The sequence below is a fragment of the Mesorhizobium sp. RCAM 05104 genome, assembly GCF_059683645.1.
This window is the reverse complement of the sequence record NZ_CM185033.1, coordinates 955,880-973,051: the sequence shown is the minus strand read 5'-3', so window position 1 is coordinate 973,051 and position 17,172 is coordinate 955,880. Positions and strand designations below refer to the sequence as shown.

At 59.9% G+C, this 17,172-nt stretch carries 22 protein-coding genes; 12 read left to right on the top strand and 10 right to left on the bottom strand.

Annotated elements, in window-relative coordinates; genetic code table 11:
* Nucleotides 1-128 precede the first annotated feature (128 nt).
* Nucleotides 129-539 carry a helix-turn-helix domain-containing protein gene (locus AC56QP_RS05210; RefSeq protein ID WP_489860647.1) on the bottom strand — a complete coding sequence of 137 codons (411 nt, stop codon included), beginning with the start codon at nucleotides 537-539 and terminating at the stop codon, nucleotides 129-131.
* A 135-nt stretch (nucleotides 540-674) separates the two neighbouring features.
* Between AC56QP_RS05210 and AC56QP_RS05205 the strand changes: the two genes are divergently transcribed.
* From AC56QP_RS05205 to AC56QP_RS05190, 4 genes are all read left to right on the top strand, one after another.
* Nucleotides 675-1,136 carry a hypothetical protein gene (locus tag AC56QP_RS05205; protein WP_489860648.1) on the top strand — a complete coding sequence of 154 codons (462 nt, stop codon included), beginning with the start codon at nucleotides 675-677 and terminating at the stop codon, nucleotides 1,134-1,136.
* Between the two features lie 58 nt (nucleotides 1,137-1,194).
* Nucleotides 1,195-2,265 (top strand): hypothetical protein, encoded by a 1,071-nt coding sequence (locus tag AC56QP_RS05200; protein ID WP_489860649.1) that lies wholly within the window; start codon nucleotides 1,195-1,197, stop codon nucleotides 2,263-2,265.
* Between the two features lie 62 nt (nucleotides 2,266-2,327).
* Nucleotides 2,328-2,513 carry a hypothetical protein gene (locus tag AC56QP_RS05195; protein WP_489860650.1) on the top strand — a complete coding sequence of 62 codons (186 nt, stop codon included), beginning with the start codon at nucleotides 2,328-2,330 and terminating at the stop codon, nucleotides 2,511-2,513.
* Nucleotides 2,510-3,760: a phage portal protein gene (locus AC56QP_RS05190; RefSeq protein WP_489860651.1), complete on the top strand. Its 1,251-nt coding sequence runs from the start codon at nucleotides 2,510-2,512 to the stop codon at nucleotides 3,758-3,760. Before AC56QP_RS05195 ends, AC56QP_RS05190 begins: the two co-directional genes overlap by 4 nt.
* Before the next feature lie 523 nt (nucleotides 3,761-4,283).
* Here AC56QP_RS05190 and AC56QP_RS05185 read toward each other — a convergent pair.
* From AC56QP_RS05185 to AC56QP_RS05160, 6 genes are all read right to left on the bottom strand, one after another.
* Nucleotides 4,284-6,815, bottom strand: a complete 2,532-nt coding sequence (locus AC56QP_RS05185; RefSeq protein ID WP_489860652.1) for a hypothetical protein — start codon at nucleotides 6,813-6,815, stop codon at nucleotides 4,284-4,286.
* 166 nt (nucleotides 6,816-6,981) lie between these two features.
* Nucleotides 6,982-7,161 (bottom strand): hypothetical protein, encoded by a 180-nt coding sequence (locus AC56QP_RS05180; RefSeq protein WP_489860653.1) that lies wholly within the window; start codon nucleotides 7,159-7,161, stop codon nucleotides 6,982-6,984.
* The gene (locus AC56QP_RS05175; protein ID WP_489860654.1) at nucleotides 7,158-7,337 is read right to left on the bottom strand and encodes a hypothetical protein; all 180 of its coding nucleotides are present in this window, start codon (nucleotides 7,335-7,337) and stop codon (nucleotides 7,158-7,160) included. Before AC56QP_RS05175 ends, AC56QP_RS05180 begins: the two co-directional genes overlap by 4 nt.
* Nucleotides 7,334-7,606 (bottom strand): hypothetical protein, encoded by a 273-nt coding sequence (locus AC56QP_RS05170; protein WP_489860655.1) that lies wholly within the window; start codon nucleotides 7,604-7,606, stop codon nucleotides 7,334-7,336. The genes AC56QP_RS05175 and AC56QP_RS05170 overlap by 4 nt, the downstream gene beginning before the upstream one ends.
* Nucleotides 7,603-8,061, bottom strand: coding sequence for a hypothetical protein (locus tag AC56QP_RS05165; protein WP_489860656.1), 459 nt, complete (start codon nucleotides 8,059-8,061; stop codon nucleotides 7,603-7,605). The genes AC56QP_RS05170 and AC56QP_RS05165 overlap by 4 nt, the downstream gene beginning before the upstream one ends.
* A 291-nt stretch (nucleotides 8,062-8,352) precedes the next feature.
* Nucleotides 8,353-9,090, bottom strand: a complete 738-nt coding sequence (locus tag AC56QP_RS05160; protein WP_489860657.1) for an HK97 family phage prohead protease — start codon at nucleotides 9,088-9,090, stop codon at nucleotides 8,353-8,355.
* Nucleotides 9,091-9,523: 433 nt separating this feature from the next.
* On the opposite strand from AC56QP_RS05160, the gene AC56QP_RS05155 reads away from it, so the two are divergent.
* From AC56QP_RS05155 to AC56QP_RS05130, 6 genes are all read left to right on the top strand, one after another.
* Nucleotides 9,524-10,033 carry a terminase small subunit-like protein gene (locus tag AC56QP_RS05155; protein ID WP_489860658.1) on the top strand — a complete coding sequence of 170 codons (510 nt, stop codon included), beginning with the start codon at nucleotides 9,524-9,526 and terminating at the stop codon, nucleotides 10,031-10,033.
* Nucleotides 9,975-11,309 carry a DNA-packaging protein gene (locus AC56QP_RS05150; protein WP_489860659.1) on the top strand — a complete coding sequence of 445 codons (1,335 nt, stop codon included), beginning with the start codon at nucleotides 9,975-9,977 and terminating at the stop codon, nucleotides 11,307-11,309. The genes AC56QP_RS05155 and AC56QP_RS05150 overlap by 59 nt, the downstream gene beginning before the upstream one ends.
* 309 nt (nucleotides 11,310-11,618) lie before the next feature.
* Complete coding sequence (pgsA, locus tag AC56QP_RS05145; RefSeq protein ID WP_091577231.1) at nucleotides 11,619-12,215, top strand: CDP-diacylglycerol--glycerol-3-phosphate 3-phosphatidyltransferase; 597 nt, start codon at nucleotides 11,619-11,621, stop codon at nucleotides 12,213-12,215.
* A gap of 1 nt (nucleotide 12,216) precedes the next feature.
* A complete protein-coding gene (gene moaD, locus AC56QP_RS05140; RefSeq protein WP_489860660.1) occupies nucleotides 12,217-12,474 on the top strand; it encodes a molybdopterin converting factor subunit 1 in 258 nt (85 codons plus the stop codon).
* Between the two features lie 2 nt (nucleotides 12,475-12,476).
* Nucleotides 12,477-12,953, top strand: coding sequence for a molybdenum cofactor biosynthesis protein MoaE (locus AC56QP_RS05135; protein WP_489860661.1), 477 nt, complete (start codon nucleotides 12,477-12,479; stop codon nucleotides 12,951-12,953).
* Between the two features lie 111 nt (nucleotides 12,954-13,064).
* Nucleotides 13,065-13,829 carry a YbaY family lipoprotein gene (locus AC56QP_RS05130; protein WP_489860662.1) on the top strand — a complete coding sequence of 255 codons (765 nt, stop codon included), beginning with the start codon at nucleotides 13,065-13,067 and terminating at the stop codon, nucleotides 13,827-13,829.
* A gap of 73 nt (nucleotides 13,830-13,902) precedes the next feature.
* Here the strand turns inward: AC56QP_RS05130 and AC56QP_RS05125 are convergent, their stop codons facing one another.
* A complete protein-coding gene (locus AC56QP_RS05125; RefSeq protein WP_489860663.1) occupies nucleotides 13,903-14,508 on the bottom strand; it encodes a class I SAM-dependent methyltransferase in 606 nt (201 codons plus the stop codon).
* 236 nt (nucleotides 14,509-14,744) lie between these two features.
* Nucleotides 14,745-15,167 carry a nucleoside-diphosphate kinase gene (gene ndk, locus AC56QP_RS05120; RefSeq protein ID WP_489860664.1) on the bottom strand — a complete coding sequence of 141 codons (423 nt, stop codon included), beginning with the start codon at nucleotides 15,165-15,167 and terminating at the stop codon, nucleotides 14,745-14,747.
* Between the two features lie 368 nt (nucleotides 15,168-15,535).
* Between ndk and AC56QP_RS05115 the strand changes: the two genes are divergently transcribed.
* Nucleotides 15,536-15,796 (top strand): DUF2934 domain-containing protein, encoded by a 261-nt coding sequence (locus AC56QP_RS05115; protein ID WP_489860665.1) that lies wholly within the window; start codon nucleotides 15,536-15,538, stop codon nucleotides 15,794-15,796.
* An 84-nt stretch (nucleotides 15,797-15,880) separates the two neighbouring features.
* On the opposite strand, the gene AC56QP_RS05110 is transcribed toward AC56QP_RS05115, so the two are convergent.
* A complete protein-coding gene (locus tag AC56QP_RS05110; protein WP_489860666.1) occupies nucleotides 15,881-16,573 on the bottom strand; it encodes a glutathione S-transferase family protein in 693 nt (230 codons plus the stop codon).
* A 59-nt stretch (nucleotides 16,574-16,632) separates the two neighbouring features.
* Between AC56QP_RS05110 and AC56QP_RS05105 the strand changes: the two genes are divergently transcribed.
* Nucleotides 16,633-17,145, top strand: coding sequence for a DinB family protein (locus AC56QP_RS05105; protein ID WP_489860667.1), 513 nt, complete (start codon nucleotides 16,633-16,635; stop codon nucleotides 17,143-17,145).
* Nucleotides 17,146-17,172 lie beyond the last annotated feature (27 nt).

Sequence of the window (17,172 nt, the reverse complement as noted above, 5' to 3'; positions counted from 1 at the left end):
ACATCCTGACCCCGACCCCGTGACCGAATGCAACTCGGCGCGGGGTCATTCTTTTTATGCTTGGGCTGTCGGGATGTTTTCGGTGACGACTCACCGGGCGCGCTGATGGCGCTGGTACGGGCCGCACTCTACTCGGCTGCTGTCGCGAGGGCAACTGGGCGAACCTGCCCTGTAGGCTTCCCGTTGAGCTTCTCCCATTCGAACCCGGGGTGATCCGGCATCAATTCCCATGCGCTTGCGGGCGGCCGCCTGATCGCGCATACGACTGGCACCTGCTCGATGGGTGCTATGGCAATCTCGTAACCCGGCGCGAAATACGAAAGCAGCTTTTGAAGCGTTGCATAAGCTGGGGCAGCAGTGCGTCCAGATTTGAACGCATACAAGGTGCCGTATGACAACCCAAGTTCCTTTGCTAGGTCTTTGAAACAGTCGCCATCAACATCGGTGACAGCATCCCGAATGAATTCTACGACCTCATAGTCACGCGCCCGAGCAATACGTTGCTTGTGGGTTTCATCTATACATGGCAGCATTAGCATGTCCTTTACGTTGCCGACGATTTATTTACGCGATCATACGGTGCCCTATTGACATCTGTCAAATAATTATTGTTAAATTGTTCAGTAGAACCGCGTTATTTGTCGCGCCGTTGCTGTATAGTTGAAAGGATATGCATGATGCTTGATACCTCACCTCCAAACCTCAGCCGCTGGGCTGACATCGGCCTGTTTTGGGACGACGACATATCCTTGCGACGTGGCAACCCTAACTCCCCTTGGGCCTTCGGGCACGAAGCCGAGCGCATCGTTTGCGCCGACCTCGCCGAGTTCCCTTATGTAGACTCAGTGATCAATTTCCGCGCTAGGATTGTCGAGGTTATCCCCGTTGCGCCGCGCGATGAGTGGGGTGGCTGGCAGGAAGGCTGGCGCTTCGTCTTTGAGGCACTCGGTCCCTCATGCATCGGCGGCAAAACATGGGTTGAAGAAGTGACGCGCCACTGCGTTGACGGCTGCCCTTCAAACATAATTGCTTCGCGCCGCCTGCACGAGATCGAGGAAATGGTCGGCCTGCGCGGCGCAACGAACCCGTGGCAGTTGATAGGCATTCCCTTCGATGCGAGCATGAGCCCGGTATGATCGACCTGAATCTCCTCCTGCTGATTTGGGCGCTTGTCGCATTATCATGGGCCTTGGCATGACCGACGATCCTTACCGCCTCGCGCTCGACGCTGTGGCCGCGCAACGGCGCGCCGATGACATTGTGCGCGCGCGCATCGACAGCATGCCCCACCAGCTTCGTACGTTCGCGCACTGGGGGTTTTACGGTGCGGCAAAGGTGCCCTTGTCAGCGACGGCCATTCGCCCGTTCTCCAACGTCAATCCAGCGACCTGGGCCACCTTCGAACAGCTTCAGGCCGCACTGATTCCTGACGGCGCGATTGGTCCGACATTCGTTCTCGCCCCCCGTACGAATTTGACGGTGATCGATCTCGACAATCCCGCCAAGGTTTACGGTCGTGCCGAATTCTCAGGCCTGACCGACGAGCGGCGCGCATTCATGATCGATGCGGCGACTGAATGGATCAAGCGCATCCTGCAATGGGCTGTTGACGCGGGTGCGTGGATCGAGCGCTCGTCATCTGGCAAGGGCATTCACATTTTCGTCTTCGGCACTGTTGCGTCGAAATATGCGCTCGGCCCGTTCGGTCACATGTACAGCGCAGGCAATATCCACATGACCGGCGACCTTCATTCGCAATCGGCGAGGACGATCCCCCAAGCCCAAAGCGCGCTCAACGAGTTGGTCTCGTTTCTGTTGGCGAAGGACCTCGCTCGACCCGTGATCCCGGCGACGAGCACCGACATGCCGCTTAGCACAAACGAACGCGGGCGCAGTCTCGACCTCACCGACGAGCAATGCATTGAGCGGCTCAACGCCAAGATGCGAGGCGTGCTGAATGGCGATACCATACCGGGTGTTCGCTGGTCGGTCGCGACCAATCGCGTGGTTCTCGACCTAGACCGCATCACAGGTGATCCCGAGCAGATTCGGCGCATCATCATGACATCGCCCCGGCTCAAGAATCCCGGCAAGGATGGTCGCGGTCAGGATCGGCGCGAAAAGATCGACCTGCTTATCGGCTCTATGCTTGCGAAAGCCCGCGACACCAACGACCGGGCGCGTGTCGATGCCGTCTGCATCGACGGTGTCTGGCAAGCACGTACAGGGGCAACGTTCAATGCTACCAAGATCAAACCGCGATGATAGTGCGCGCCGCGCATGTATACTTCGTTGATTTGATGAACATTTCATGATAAGGTGAACAAATGACTAACAACGACAAGTATTCACAGGTAGCAACTTGGGTTGAGATGGGATTAACCGTCGAAGAGGCGATGGCAAATCTTGGAATTCCTGTTACTGAAACCGATGAATGCCGGAAAGCCGTTGAACTTAAACTTACAGGGCGCAACTTTCACCATCGAGTAGTCAACAAGGACACGCCCCAATGAGTTTTATCTCAAATCTATTCACCAAGGCCGCACCGGTTCGTTCGGCAGCTGACACACCGAAGTCGCCATACTCCTACATTGCCGGATCAAAACGGTCGGCGGTGACATTTAGCGAGGTTGTGACGGCTGACGCCGCGCTCAAACATCCGATCACTTTCCGCTGCATCGGCAAGATCATCGAATCCGTTGCATCGATCCCGTGGTATTGCGAAGCAGATCCGGATGCCAAAGGCGACGTTGCGAGCGCCGCGGTCATCGCAAAGATCAACTCGGTCTTGCAGTCACCGAATGATGGGCAATCGGCGTACGTGCTTCGCCAGTGGCTCGCGCTCAACTTCACTGTGTACGGTCGCGTCCCATTCAAGGTCGGTGTCGGCATCGAGAATATCCCGAATGCCATCTACCCGCTGACCACGCGTCACGTGCAACTAAAGGTCGATGACAGGGGAAGACCCGTCGAATACGGCTATTCCGACCAGCCGGCGATCCCGACAAAGGCAAAGGCGCGTCCCGGACAGGCATGGGCATACGAGATCACACGTCCGAACCTCGACGGCACTTGCGTATCGCAAGGCAATCTGACCGCGTTGAACGCGCTGGCCGAGCCGCTCCAGCTTACGAGTATCCTTATGCAGCGCGCCCTTGATATAGCGTCTGGCGAAGAAGTCATTTCGCGCATCATCACCGCACCCGAAACGACCACGGACCCGCAGTTCGACAAGCTAGTTTCGGACATGGCAAACGTCTTCGGCGTCGGCGGCGAGAATGCAGGCGGCGCGCTGTTGACGCGCACCAAGCTTGACGTGCAGGAATTCAAGCGTGACCTGTCCGACCTGCATTCGAAGATGCCACTCGATGACATGGCGCGGCAGATCGCGGGCGCGTTCGGCATCCCGATTGCGCTGCTCGGCCTAGGTGCTGCTGACGGCGCAAAGTTCGCATCGAACTACGCTGATTCCCGTCGCGCGTTTTGGGAAGAAACGATCATCCCGGGGTATGCCGAACCCCTAGCGTCAGGCCTCACAGCGGGCATCTGCCCATATGGCGCGCGGATCATGTTCGACTACGACAGGATTCCCACGCTGTCCGACGTGCGCATGGATCGCCTCAAGAAGCTTTCCGAACAGACGCTGCTCACCGTGGACGAGGCTCGCGAGCTTGTCGGGTATCCGCCGCTCGGTGGCGATGCAGGCAAGCGCCTGATGACGCCGGGAGCCGTCGCACCGTTGGCGAGGGCAAGCGCGTGAAGGTCAACGACCCAACTGAATATGAACGCTCAGTCCGTGCTGAATTGCGCGGACGGGGACGCGTCAACTATATCGGCATGTCAGCACCCGAGCCGCGAGGCCATGGTGAATGGCAATGGCGCGATCCAAACAACCCAGAACTTGGTAGTGTATGGGTGCCAGACACGAGCAAGCCAAAACCGCGATTTTCGTTTTGGCGACTGTTCACGCGCAAATAGGTGCGCGCCCGTACGTACTGGGGGCGTGTGCGCGGTCGCCGCCCCTTCACCCTACACAACACCACGCGATCACAAACGTTTGCTGACGGGTCCCTGCTACCACATGGGTTCTGGCAAACGCCACGCGACATGGCCGGAGGCGCGGATCATCGCATCGCGTCGAGCCTGCGCCCTTTCCATTCGTGAGCGCACTTTGCAGGCTCGAGAGCAGTACGCGCGCACCTTCGCCTTGCGGGTGAAAGGCACGTGGCAATGCCGGCATGTCAGGTGAAATAGGCCGTCATCGGCGCGGCCCCGGTTTCGCATCAATCTTTTCCGGGATGACTCGATCCAACGTTGGCGGTTGCTGGCTGTCGAACGTTGACCGACACGTTTGCGACCGCACTCGCCATGGCGGCGGCAATGCTCGCCCCCGCCGAAGCTCCCGCGCCTGTGATTGCGGCGGCCATTGCTGCAGCTGCTGACGTGCCGCCCATGGTCACGCCGTCATGAACCGACGTGCCGGCTTGTGCGCCGCCTTGTGCGATGGCATCACCGGCCTGTTGCCCGCCTGTACCGAAGGCGGCTTGAATGGTCGAAGCTGCGGTGTCCATGCCAGCGAGCATTTTGTCGAATTCGTTCGCACCGCGCTCGCGTGTCGCGCGATCCTCAAGAGCTGGTGTCGCGTTCAAGCTCCGGGCCGCTGCAAGCTCGCGGTCGCTCCGCTCGATCCCCGCTAGGTTCTTGACAAGGATATTGTCAGCGGTAATGGATGTGATTTGCCGCTGCGTCTCGGGCGTGTTGCGAGCGCGGGTAAGTCGATCTTCAGTACCAAGACGCTGATTGGCAACAGCACGGGCTACGATGGTGGCAAGCTCTGCCCGTGCCTCAGGCGTATTGGCGCGCGTAGTACGATCTTCATTGATACGTTGATTGGCGAGGTTGTTACGTGCGACTACGTTGGCGTTACCCTGCACGATGATATCTCGTACCAGCTTGGCCGGCGTAGGCCCTTCACGTGAAAGATCGTTTTCGAATGATTTCCTGAGCAGGGCAAAAGAGCCTGTAACAAGTGCCGCGAGGCCAAAACCTTTCAGCAATTTGCCGCCAAGCCCGCCACCAAGCGCGCCTGTTGCGTTCAACGCAGCAACCCCTGTGGCAGTATTGGCTGTATTGACTGCAATTGCGCCAAGTACGCTTGTGGTCATATCGGACGACGACAAGGCTTCAAAGCCTTTGAGACTGGCGGGCAGCGCGGCAGCGGCACCGAGACCAAGCACAGCGGCGCCAGTTTTGGCAGCATCGCTTACTGTCGATTTGCCCTCTGATGCGCGCTGGAGGACATCGGATATCCCGTCAAGCGTGTTTTTGACGACAGGCAACGCGCCCTTTGTTGCCGATGCTGCGGCGTCCTGAAACTTCGCCTTAACGTCCGCCATCTCTACACGCAACGTCTGCTGCCGGCGAAGTGTCTCGGGCGATACGCGAGCAATGCGTTCTCGTTCAAGCCTCAACTGGTCACGATTGACGATCTGAGCAGTCGGGAAATTTGCTTCGGTCTGCGTTAATCCAAACTTCTTTTGGAGCGCGGCGTTAACGGCGGTGGCATCATCCAGGTTAACGCCGAGTTTTTCCAACGGCGGCACAAGTCGGTCAAGAATGGTTGCCACAGGGTCGGACAACTGCGAATTCGAGAATGCGGTCGTGTCGTCGGCTTTGCGGAAGCCTGCTTCACGTTGCGCGGCAAGGGCAGTTCGTGTCTTGTTGATGCGGGTAAGACCGTTCATGAACTGCCGAATCTCGGCCGTCGACCGCGCGCCACCTTCGTCTCGGGCGAGGACAACATTCTTTAAGCCTTCGGGCGACAGCTTCGCAAGGATACCTGAACCAAGTTGTTGTCCGGCACGCTTAACTTCCTCCGCTTGAACGTCACCGCCAACACCTATCTGCGCTTGCAGAAGTGCTTCGTTGAAAGCGTTCTTCGATTTCTGTGACGTACCAACGGGGAGGTTATTTGCGAGCGTCTTTTCCTGTTGACGTGCGTTCTCGGCGGCTCGCGCTTGATCTTGTCCCATTGCGGTAAAGATCTGCGAGTTGCGGGCAAGCCGGTCAGTCGTAGCTTGCAGTGCCGTGTTGTATTGTTCCTGTGTTATCTTGTTAGTTGCCAATTGCGATTGCAGATTAGCGACTTGTTCCGTTGCACCGGCCATGATGTCGCCGACGTTCGTACCCTTGAAATTCTCGGCGGAGCGAGATGCTGCACCCTCAAGGGCAGCAACATTGATTCCTTGTGCTACCGCATTGGCGACGGCGTCATCCCGAGTAACAATGCCGGCGCCTGCCGTCTGTCCGATATTGAGTGCCGATCCAAGTGCCCGCCCGCCGATCGATGCGAGAAAGCCGAAGCCCATTGAGCGACCGGCACGATACGGATTGAATGCCGCCGCAAGGCCAGCGGCAACACCGCGCCCTGTCGCCTGCCCGCCACCACCACCTCCGCCCCCGCCGCTAGATTGACGCGGTGCGCGAGCGTTGTTGAGCGCCTGCTGTGTGGCCTTTGCCGACGTCTCGATCTGCTTCACAATGGCGAGGTAGCGCGAGATACCCGACGTTTGAACGTTGCCGAGCGATGCGGCGGCGCTTTTGCCCTGCGCCAGTTTCGCCATGTCGGCTTGCAGACGTTTGATCTGCGATTGCGCAGCGGTCAGGCCCTTGGCATTGACCGCAAGGTTCAGCTTCATCGACCGTAGCTTGTTTGCCGTTGCGAATAGTTGATTTAGCTCGCGATTAATTTTCTTGATCGGCGCCGACGCCTGATCAACCGCCATCAATACCGCGCGCTCAACGAAGGCAGCCATGACTTATCTCCTCAGTCCTAAAAGTTGGCGGTAACTGCTCACGGGGTGTCACAGGGGCCGCACGGGCCTTCCCTAATAACGCCGTCTGGATCACGGTGCGTTGCTGGTCCTGGCGGGGGCAGGGATATAGGTGGGTTTGAGCACTTCGGGGGTGCGCACTGAAGCGTCATTTCTTCAACCTTTCAAAGGTTCGGAAGAATCTTGCGCCCTGTGAATTGCTTTCGGCGATCACCGCCCCTGTATGAATACGTACCGGGGGCTTGTCGCGGGATGCCGGGCCAAGCTTCGCCCGCATCTCGCGCTCTTCAAGCTCGTGCTCGATCCGTTCAAGATCAGCCCATTTCATTGGACCATCCCCCGAACCGGCGACAAGCAATTGTGCAACAGCACAGCCGCAAGCGCCTCGCGCTCATCCTTTGTCGGCACATAATCCGGCGTGAGGAATCGGGCGCGGTCTAGCAGGGCGGTCACGAGCGCGACGGCTGCGGCTTCGACCTTCTTGTCGTGGTCGTTGATATTCATTTTCGCACCACTGGGTGATCAACAATGCCTGCCATACTGAGAGGTGCGCGGTATTGATCGACCCACAATAGGCCGTCGCTACCTTGGCCGACGCGAGCGGTCAGCCACGCATTGCGCCGCTCTAGGCATTCGCGAGGAAGGTCGCGCCCTGTGGCAAGGTATTCGGCCACATCAGCGACGGGCGCGTCCCAAGCCTTCGCCAGCACCTCGACCGGCCAATTCGCATCGGCGATGGCGAGGTGCAGCATGGTTGCGCCGCGCCAAATCATGACCGCTTCCCGAAGATGGGCTTCGCCTCGACAGGCGGGATGGTCGGCATTGCATCGTTGAGCGCCGTCATGCCGCTTTCGCCGGTATCGGGCGTAGGTTCGGGTGCAGCCTCGCCGAGAGGATGGGCATGCTCAGGCCCGACGACCAGCGTAGGACAGGCAAGCGGCAATGGCTGTGTCTCACTCACACGTACTGGGGCGCGGCGAACCCATTTTTCTTCGATCCCGGACAGGCTGTATTCGCCTTTGAGGAAGCCGGCGATCTTGTCGAGATGCTCATCCGCGATATCGCCACCGGCAGTGAGCTTGTCGATAATGTGCGGGCCGAGTTGGGTCGCCTGGATCAGGGTCTGCATTGGGAAATTCTCGACGCGCAGTGCAGCACGAATGCGGTCAGTTCCAACGCCAAGCTTGGTGGCGGCTGGCGTGAGATCGGGTGTAGTATTCGGGGTCATTTCTTTTCCTCGGTGTTTATGTCGGAAGGCACGTGGGGTTGTTGCGTGGGTTCCGTCTGGAAATCGGCACCACGCGGCCACGGCTTCATGCCAACACCAACGTGCTCATCGGCAGGGCGAGCCGGATCACGCGGCGGGTCGGTTGGGGTCAGCTTCATCGCCCGCCCACTTGCGACTGTTGTTGCGGTTCATACGGCTTACCGGCAGCGGATAGCTTCACGCATGGCGCTTCCGGCGAACTCTTCTCGCGGATGTATCCCGGTGGACAGGGCGGGATTGGCTGTTGTGAACTCATCGAAGCACCCGCTTCATTTCGGCGAACTTGTCGAGGATCATTTCAGGCGTAACCTCGCCGCCGGGCGCAGCCTTGATTTCATCCAGCACCGCTGCCTCGTTTGCAGGGAACGCAACCACGCTCACCTCGAACAGATCGCCTTTGTTGACCTGAATGAATTGGTCCTTCGTGACCGTGTCGGTCTTGATTTCATAATCCTGCATTATGAAACCCACTGAGAAGTTGAAACCGTTCAGCATTTTCGCCGCGCTGTAACGGTCGCGAACGTATTCGATATCCAAGTTCATCTGAGCTTCAATGAAGAGCTTGTCCCCACGGTACTCCAAGACCCTTATGAGGCCCGCAGGCTTGGTATGATCGTGGTCGAGTAGGAGCTTGATGGCGCCCGGGCCTGTCAGCCCACGCTTGCGGATGGCCTCCGAGAATGCGCCGCCGGCCACGCGGTGGGAATAGGCGTCGAGATCGGACGTTGACGCATAGCCCGCGATGATGCCGTCATTCCCTGTCGGCGCCTTGAGCGTGACGACTTGGCCACGTGCGAATTTGCGCTGCGAACCAACGGCGTCCATCTCGACCAGGATATTGCGAAAGCCAGCTATGTAATGCTCGGCCTTGGTCACCGTCTCCTGGTCATCGCGGTGCATGGCAATCAGCTTGCCGCAAATTGCCCGGGTAAGCGCTATTTGCGTTTGAGTCCGCAGGAAGCCCTGTTGGAATGATGCGTCTAGGGTCATTTCGCGGCCTGCTTTGTTGATGGGATTGAGAACGGGATCGGCTCGCCGAAAAGGATTTCGCCGGTGATGAATTTGGGGAGCGTCAACAGCATCTCGGCTGTCGGCCTGCCAATGTCGGGCGGGTTGAGCCGACGCTCAAGGTCCGATGGCGTCACAGCATTGTTGACAGGCTTCGGCCAGGTGTCTGGCGTATCAGGCCAATGACCTGATGCGAGTGTGGTTTTGGAGGATTTCATTTGCGACCCTTTTCTGCCCCTACCATGGGACCGTCACTACCGGATCAGGGTTGCTGCATGAGCGCGTGACGGTCCCGAAGGCAGGGTTGCGCATGTATTACGCGGTGATTTGGGGGCGATGTCAACAGTATACTTGACATTTATTCATGGCGCGCGCATGTAATCATCAGGTATACTTACGTACAGGGGCAATAGTCATGCCATTTCCTTTGATCTTCGATGCAGACCCGCCGCCCGAACCAGAAGTCCCTGCTTCGAAGTATATCCCCGGCGTGTATCACCCAGATTATTGTTTGGCGGTCGTCGGTCATTTGATGACAGGCGTTGGCGTTCTGTCCTTCGCGCGTTCTGTCGGCACGTCGAAAAAGATCGTCACCAAATGGGCGAAGGAATACCCCGAGTTTGCAGCAGCCATCGAGCGCGCCGTGACAGCCCGCGCCGCCTACTGGGAAGACAAGATCATCGCTCTCGGCGATGCCGGCAAATCGACGGCCCATGCGTCGTGGATGCTCAAGAACATTGATCCGGACGAATACAAGGACAAGACCGAGGTCACGTCAACCAACACCAATATCAACGAGAACCGCGATGCAAACAGAAAAGCCGTTGCCGAAAAGCTTGCGCGCATCAGGTCGCTCGAGCCTGCCAATGACGAGGCAAAGCAGGGCGTCGCAACTAGCGACCCTGACCGAGCAACAGCAAGCTGAATTCTTCGCGTCGCTGACCGACGGCGAGCTTGCCGATCTGGTGCATGATTGGTCATTCTGGGGCAGGCCCGATCAGCAGATGCCGCCCGGTGACTGGTTCGTGTGGTTGATCCTGTCGGGCCGTGGCTGGGGCAAGACCCGTACTGCGGTCGAGGTGATCAGTGACATGCTGCGCGGACCATCGCCGCACGTCCTGCCGAAAGGCGCACCGCGTTTCCTATCCATCATCGCCGACAACCCGAAAGACATGCGGGAGTTCTCGATTGAAGGCCCATCCGGCTTTCTGAATGTCGGCCCTGTCGAGTACCGCCCGATCTACGAGCCGTCGAAATCGACGCTCACTTGGCGCAATGGCGCTAAGGCGGTCCTGTACTCGTCCGAAGACCCGGAATCGCTTCGCGGTGCATCGGGCGATTTCTTTTGGTGGGATGAGCTTGCGAAATCGAAGCGCGCCGAGACGGGTTGGGAGAACCTCATGTACGGAATGCGCGAAGGCAATCCGCGAGGCATCGTCACGACGACACCGAAGCCGCTTGGCATTCTGAAAAAGCTTGTCGCCAATCTTTCGACCCACGTCACCCGCGGTTCAACATGGGACAACCGTGAAAATATCCAAGAACGGTATTTCAATGAAGTCATCGCTCCTCGCGTCGGCACTCGCATGGGTAGGCAGGAAATTGACGGAGAAATCCTCGAAGACGTGGTTGGTGCTTTGTGGAAACGCGAATGGTTCGATCTGCATCGTGTCAAGGTTGCGCCTCAGATGCAGCGCGTGGTTGTGGCCGTCGATCCTTCGGGAGGCGGTGACGATATCGGGATCATTGTGGCCGGCAAGGGGATCGATGGGCGCGCTTACGTCCTCGCCGACTACACCTGCTCATTGTCGCCCGCAGGATGGGGTCGGCGCACCATCGATGCCTATCAGCGCTTTGAAGGCGATTGCATCGTTGCCGAGAAAAACTTCGGCGGCGACATGGTCGAAAGCACCATCCGTGCTGCCGATCCAAAGGTGCCCTATAAGCCGGTCCACGCGAGCAGGGGCAAGGTCGTCCGCGCCGAACCGATTGCAGCCCTGTACGAACAAGGTCGCGTCTCGCACGTCGGCGAGATGGACGCCTTGGAGGATCAGGCCTGCCTCATGTCCACCAACGGCTTCACCGGCGACGGATCACCGGATCGAGTTGACGCCAAAGTCTGGGCACTCACCGAACTTATGCTTGAAGAAGCCAAAGCGCCAACGTATGGCTTCCGGAGTGCCGTGATCGGCCACCGCTAATAGGCGCTTGCGTCGAATACGTACAGGCGGGGGTCATGCGTGCCACCTTGCTTGAGGGACGGGCTGAGGGGCGGGCATTTTGTGGGTTTGGTGTACCGAGTTGATTTAGTTGCGCGATTTGTCGCGAAAAATTAATTCCACGAGAGCTGATGCATGTCGCCCAAAAGTGCGCAGCGGTTTTGGGACAGCGGCATGCATCACACTTTAAAGAGGTTTATCGCTATTTTCGGCTGGCCAATCGATTTTGGCCTGTTGACCCCCCACATTCGCATCTGATTTGAGTACGCAGGCAGAAAGAGTCCCCAAGACATGGCCAAGCGCGCGTTCAACCTGCCCAACATGCTCACCTACGCCCGCATCATCGCGGTGCCCTTGGTCGTGCTGTGTTTTTTTCTGGAGGGGCATCTGAAATCGAGCGACTTCGCCCGCTGGTCGGCGCTGATCATCTTCTTGCTCGCTTCGATTACCGATTACCTGGATGGCTATCTGGCGCGCGCCTGGCAGCAGACCTCCAACATCGGCAAGATGCTTGATCCGATCGCCGACAAATTGCTGGTCGCCACCTGCCTCTTGCTTCTGGCGGCCGACACCGATCGCCATGCAGGCATCGCCGGCTGGTCGCTGTGGGCCGCCATCATCATCCTGTGCCGCGAAATCCTCGTCTCCGGCCTGCGCGAATATCTGGCGGCGCTCAAGGTCTCGGTGCCGGTGACGCAGCTTGCCAAGTGGAAGACCGCGATCCAGATGGTCGCCATCGCCTTCCTGCTGGCCGGTCCGGCAGGTGATAAGATTTTCCCACTGACCACGCAGACCGGGCTGGTGCTGCTGTGGATCGCGGCGCTCGTTACGCTCTACACCGGCTACGACTATTTCCGCGCCGGCCTCAAGCACATCATGGATGAATGAGATGGCGACCCGGCTCATCTATTTCGCCTGGGTGCGCGAACGGATCGGCACATCTGAGGAAGACGTTGAATTGCCTGATGGCATCGAGACGGTCGCCGACCTCTTGCGCTGGTTGAAATCGCGCGGCGAGGGCTATGAGCAAGCGCTGCAATATCCCGATGTGATCCGCGTCGCCATCAACCAGGAACATGTCGACCACCGCGAGAAGATATCGGGAGCGCGCGAGATCGCGCTGTTCCCGCCGATGACCGGGGGCTGAAAATGACCGGCGCGGTCGTACCTGTCGTGCGCATCCAGGCGCAGGATTTCGACGTCGCCGCCGAGATTGCCAGACTGACGCAAGGCCGCGCCGATATTGGCGCTGTGGTCACCTTCTCCGGCCTTTGCCGCGACGAGGCAGGCAGCCTCTCGGCACTTGAGCTCGAGCATTATCCCGGCATGGCGGAGGCCGAGATCACCCGCATCGCCGCCGAGGCGATCGAGCGTTGGCCGCTGCAGGGGCTCACTGCCATCCATCGCCACGGGAAGATCGCGCCGGGGGAGAACATCGTGCTGGTGGTGGCCGCCTCGGCGCATCGCCATGCGGCATTCGAGGCAGCGAATTTTCTCATGGACTATTTGAAATCGCGCGCACCTTTTTGGAAGAAGGAGCATCGCACTGACGGCTCCGAGGGCGGCTGGGTCGATGCCAAGGAGGCCGACGCCAAGGCCGCACAGCGCTGGAAACCACTCGAATAAAGTCCAGCCGCAGCCATGCATTGACCGCAATCCTTTGGCCAATTGACCGCGGTTGGTCAGCCTGGGCACTGGCAGCCGGGGCATTGGCAGACCGGGCAAAGGGAGATGGTCATGCTGGACAGGATCGCGGAATTCTTCGTCTTCGGTGTTGTGCCGCTGGTGGTCGGCGTGTTGGCCGTGCCGGAACTGTCTGCTGCCGCCGAAAAGGCCGTGAAAGGCGAGGTGATTTATCGCGAGCGCATCGCGTTGCCGCCCAGTGCCGTGCTCTCCGTGCAGCTTGCCGATGTCTCGCTGGCGGATGCTCCGGTCAAAATCATCGGTGAACAGAATATCAAGCCTGCCGGTCAGGTGCCGATCAGCTTCGAGATCAAATTCGACCCCTCCGTCATCCAGTCGCAGATGACCTATGCGCTTCAGGCCCGGATCACCGTCGACGACAGGCTGCTGTTCATCTCCGATGTGCGCCATCAGGTCGATCCGCTGACCGATGTGCCGCAGACCATCATGCTCAAGATGGTCACGCCGAGCACCGAGCCGACGGCTTCCGTTTTTGGTCAGCTCTGGCTGGTCGACTATGTCGACGGCATTGGCGCCATCGCCGCGCCGCAAGCGACGTTCAGGGTCAGCGAGGCCGGCAAGGCAGGCGGCAGCGGCCCTTGCAACACGTACTTCGCCACGGCCAAGGTCGATGGCCAGGCGATCACAATCAGCGAGATCGGCTCGACCTACAAGGCTTGCGCGCCGGAGGTGATGGCTGAGGAAAAGGCGCTGTTCGATGCCTTGGCCAAGGCTGCGTCATACAGTGTCGATGCCGGCAAGCTCGCCATTGCCGACAAGGATGGCCGCGAGATCCTGCGCTTCAGCGCCGCAAGCTGAGATGTCTTGATGGTCGGGCGCGGGGCCTGGCCATGGACATCGACACTCTGATGTCAGACCGAAACGGACGCTCTCACTCAGCCTGTTCGAAAACGGCCGCGTAGTGATAGGGCGGCACCTCGACCAGTTCGGCAAACCTGAGGCCCCCCGCCTCGGCGGCCGCTATGGTCTGTTCAGGTGACAGCCTCAATTCGGTCCTCGGTCCACGAGGCTCGCCCAGGACGATCGTTGTTTCGCGTGGACGCCGGTGCCAGTTGAGGATGGCGAGACGACCACCAGGGCTGAGCGTCGACCGCACCGCGCGCGCCAAACGCAGCCGGTCGGGAACGCCGTGAAAGGCGTTGGCCATGAAGATGAAGTCGGCGGGTCGGGGCGCCAGCCTTGAAAGCTCGTAGGCGTCGCCCGCCACAAAGTCGCAATTCGTCACGCCACTTTCGGTCAGCCGGTGCCGTGCGGCTTCGATCAGATCGGCATCGATATCGATGGCTAGGACATGACGCGCCATGCTGGCCATCGGCAGCGTGAACCAGCCGTCGCCGCAGCAGAGATCGATCACTTCCATTCCAGGCTTGATCCCCGTTGCCGAGAGCACGGCGGCGGGGTCGGGCCACAGCGTCTTCCACCAGCCGCTGTTCGGCATCTCAGTGCCCTGGAAGAAGCCCGGAATGGCACTGGTCATGCTGGAGTCGCTCCATTGTCGGCATACATCCGCGACATGTCTCGACCCTAGTGCAGCGCGGCTCAAATCGTAATGCTCTTTTGCGAGGCTGGCACTGCTGGCGCCGATGCTGCTCAAGGCATATGGACCGGCTGCATGCCGACATGCCGCGGTTCGGGCGCGAGACCTGACCGTTCAGCCAATGAAAAAGGCCGGTCAAACGCCGGCCTTTCCAGATCAGACTTGATGATATCGGCTCAGCCGACGATCTCGGTGGCCGAGAACCAGTACTTGATCTCTTCCGCCGCGGTCTCCGGCGCATCGGAGCCATGCACCGAGTTCTCGCCGATCGACAGCGCATGCACCTTGCGGATGGTGCCTTCGGCGGCATTGGCCGGGTTGGTGGCGCCCATCACTTCGCGGTTGCGGGCGATGGCGTTCTCGCCTTCCAGCACCTGCACGACGGTCGGGGCCGAGGACATGAACTCAACCAGCTCGCCGAAGAACGGACGGTCCTTGTGGACGGCATAGAAGCCTTCCGCCTCGCGGCGGCTCATCCACACCCGACGCGAGGCGATGACGCGCAGGCCGGCGTCTTCGAGCATCTTGGTGATGGCGCCGGTGAGGTTGCGCCGGGTTGCGTCCGGCTTGATCATGGAAAAGGTGCGTTCGAGCGCCATGGGTCGTCCTTGTCTGAGAATGGAATTGAGAGTGGCGGGCTCTATACAAGCCGCCCGGCCCATTGCCAAGGGGCGAGGAACGGTCCGCGAAGCGGACGGAAAGCCAGTTGCCTGGCTTTCCGAGTGACGAACGGTGAAAGCCCGGTCCGCCTTCGAGCGGATTGAAAGGTCCGGTGGGCCTTTCAAGGGGTTTGAACGCCCGAAGGGGAGGGAGCGATAGCGAAGGGCCGGTAAGGTGCGCGTTTCTGTGCCAGGCCGGCGCCGATGAGGCGGACCAGGAGGTGTGATCCGATGGCTGTTAAGCAGTGGTTTGCTTGTTATAGTCGGTCGTGGGCGCCCATGCTGAGGCCGACCCGAACGGAGACAGGATGACCATGACAAACGATCGCCAGGAGCGCATTCGCAGTCGCGCGCATCAGATCTGGCTGCAAGAGGGACAACCGGCTGGCCAGCATGAGCGCCATTGGCATCAGGCGATAGCCGATGTCGACCAGGAAGATGCCGCGGGAACGTCGGCGGCCAAGAAGCCCGCCAGGAAGGCAGTTGGTGCCGGCAAGGCAAAAGCCGCCCCCAAGGAGGCGAAGGCTGCCACGAAGGCCAGCAAGCCAAAAAAGGCGGCTGCCAAGTAAGGCCTGGTAATCTCGTCGCTGACCTTTCTCGCAACAGACTGACGGCTCTCGTGCTGCCTTGCGGTAGGAGCAGGCGCTACGGCGTCACGCCGCTGCGGCAACCTTCCGCCCCAGCCCGTCATGCAGATCGAGGCAGCGGGCGAACCACTGCGCCACCACCTCGCCGGCGTCGAGCAACTGGTAAGGCGAGGCTATGCGTGCCCATTGCAGTGCGCCGAAGACGATGTAATCGGCAAACAGCGGCGACGCGCCACCGATGAAGGGCTGATAGCCGAGCATCGACCGCAAGGGCTCCAGTGAGGCTCTGAAGCTGGCGAGCCCGGCATCCCGGGCGGCCATCACATCTTCCAGTCGCTTGCCGAGCCGCTGCTCCCGGTTCTGACGGAAATAGGCGGCGTTTTCCGTGTCCTGCATGGCATGGAGGTCCATGATCGCGGCGGTGGTGACAAAGGGATGGATGGTCAGTTGCGACCAGCGCTCGACGAAGCGCGCCATCGCCTTGCCGCCTTCGCCGCCAAACAGTGTCGGCCGATCCGGATAGGTTTCGTCGAGATAGAGCGCGATGGCGAAGGAATCGGCGATGACCTTCTCGCCGTCGCGGATCACCGGAACGAGTTTCGAGACGCCGCCCTCGACGCCAGGCACTTCGAGGAAGCGCGTTGGCACGGTGCTGACTTCGAGCCCTTTGTGGGCCAGCGCCATCGTCACCTTCCAGCAATGCGGGCTGAAGGGGCGCGTGGTGTCGCGTCCGACGAGATCATAGAGCAGAATGGTCATTGGCGTCAGCGTTCCTGCGAGGTAGGTAGGCCCCTATCGACGCGCGCCGAGGGGAAGCCATGAGACAGCATTTCATGATGTTTGCGGCCTATAATCAATGGGCCAATAGCCGCATCTATGATGCCGCCGCCGAGCTCGACGAAGAGGAATTCAACCGCGACGTCGGGGCTTTTTTCGGCTCGATGATGGGCACGCTCAATCACCTGCTGACAGCCGATCGCATCTGGATGAAGCGCTTGACCGGCGAAGGCGACGCGCCAACGACGCTGGATGCCATCCTGTACCGGGCCTTGCCCGGCCTGCGGATGGCGCGTGAGGCCGAGGACAAGAGGATCATCGATTGGGTCGGCGGCCTGAGCGACAAGGCGTTGACGGGCCGCTTCACCTACATGACGGTCTCGGACATGCGCACCGTCTCGCAAAGGCTGGCGCCGGCGCTGGACCATCTCTTCAACCACCAGACCCACCACCGCGGCCAGGCGCATGCGATTCTGACCATACTCGGCCGGCCAAGCCTGGGGTTGGACTTGATGCTCTTCCAGCGCACCGAGGAGGGCAGGGCCTTCGCCTGATCTGCCAGAGGATCTCAGCAGCGGACG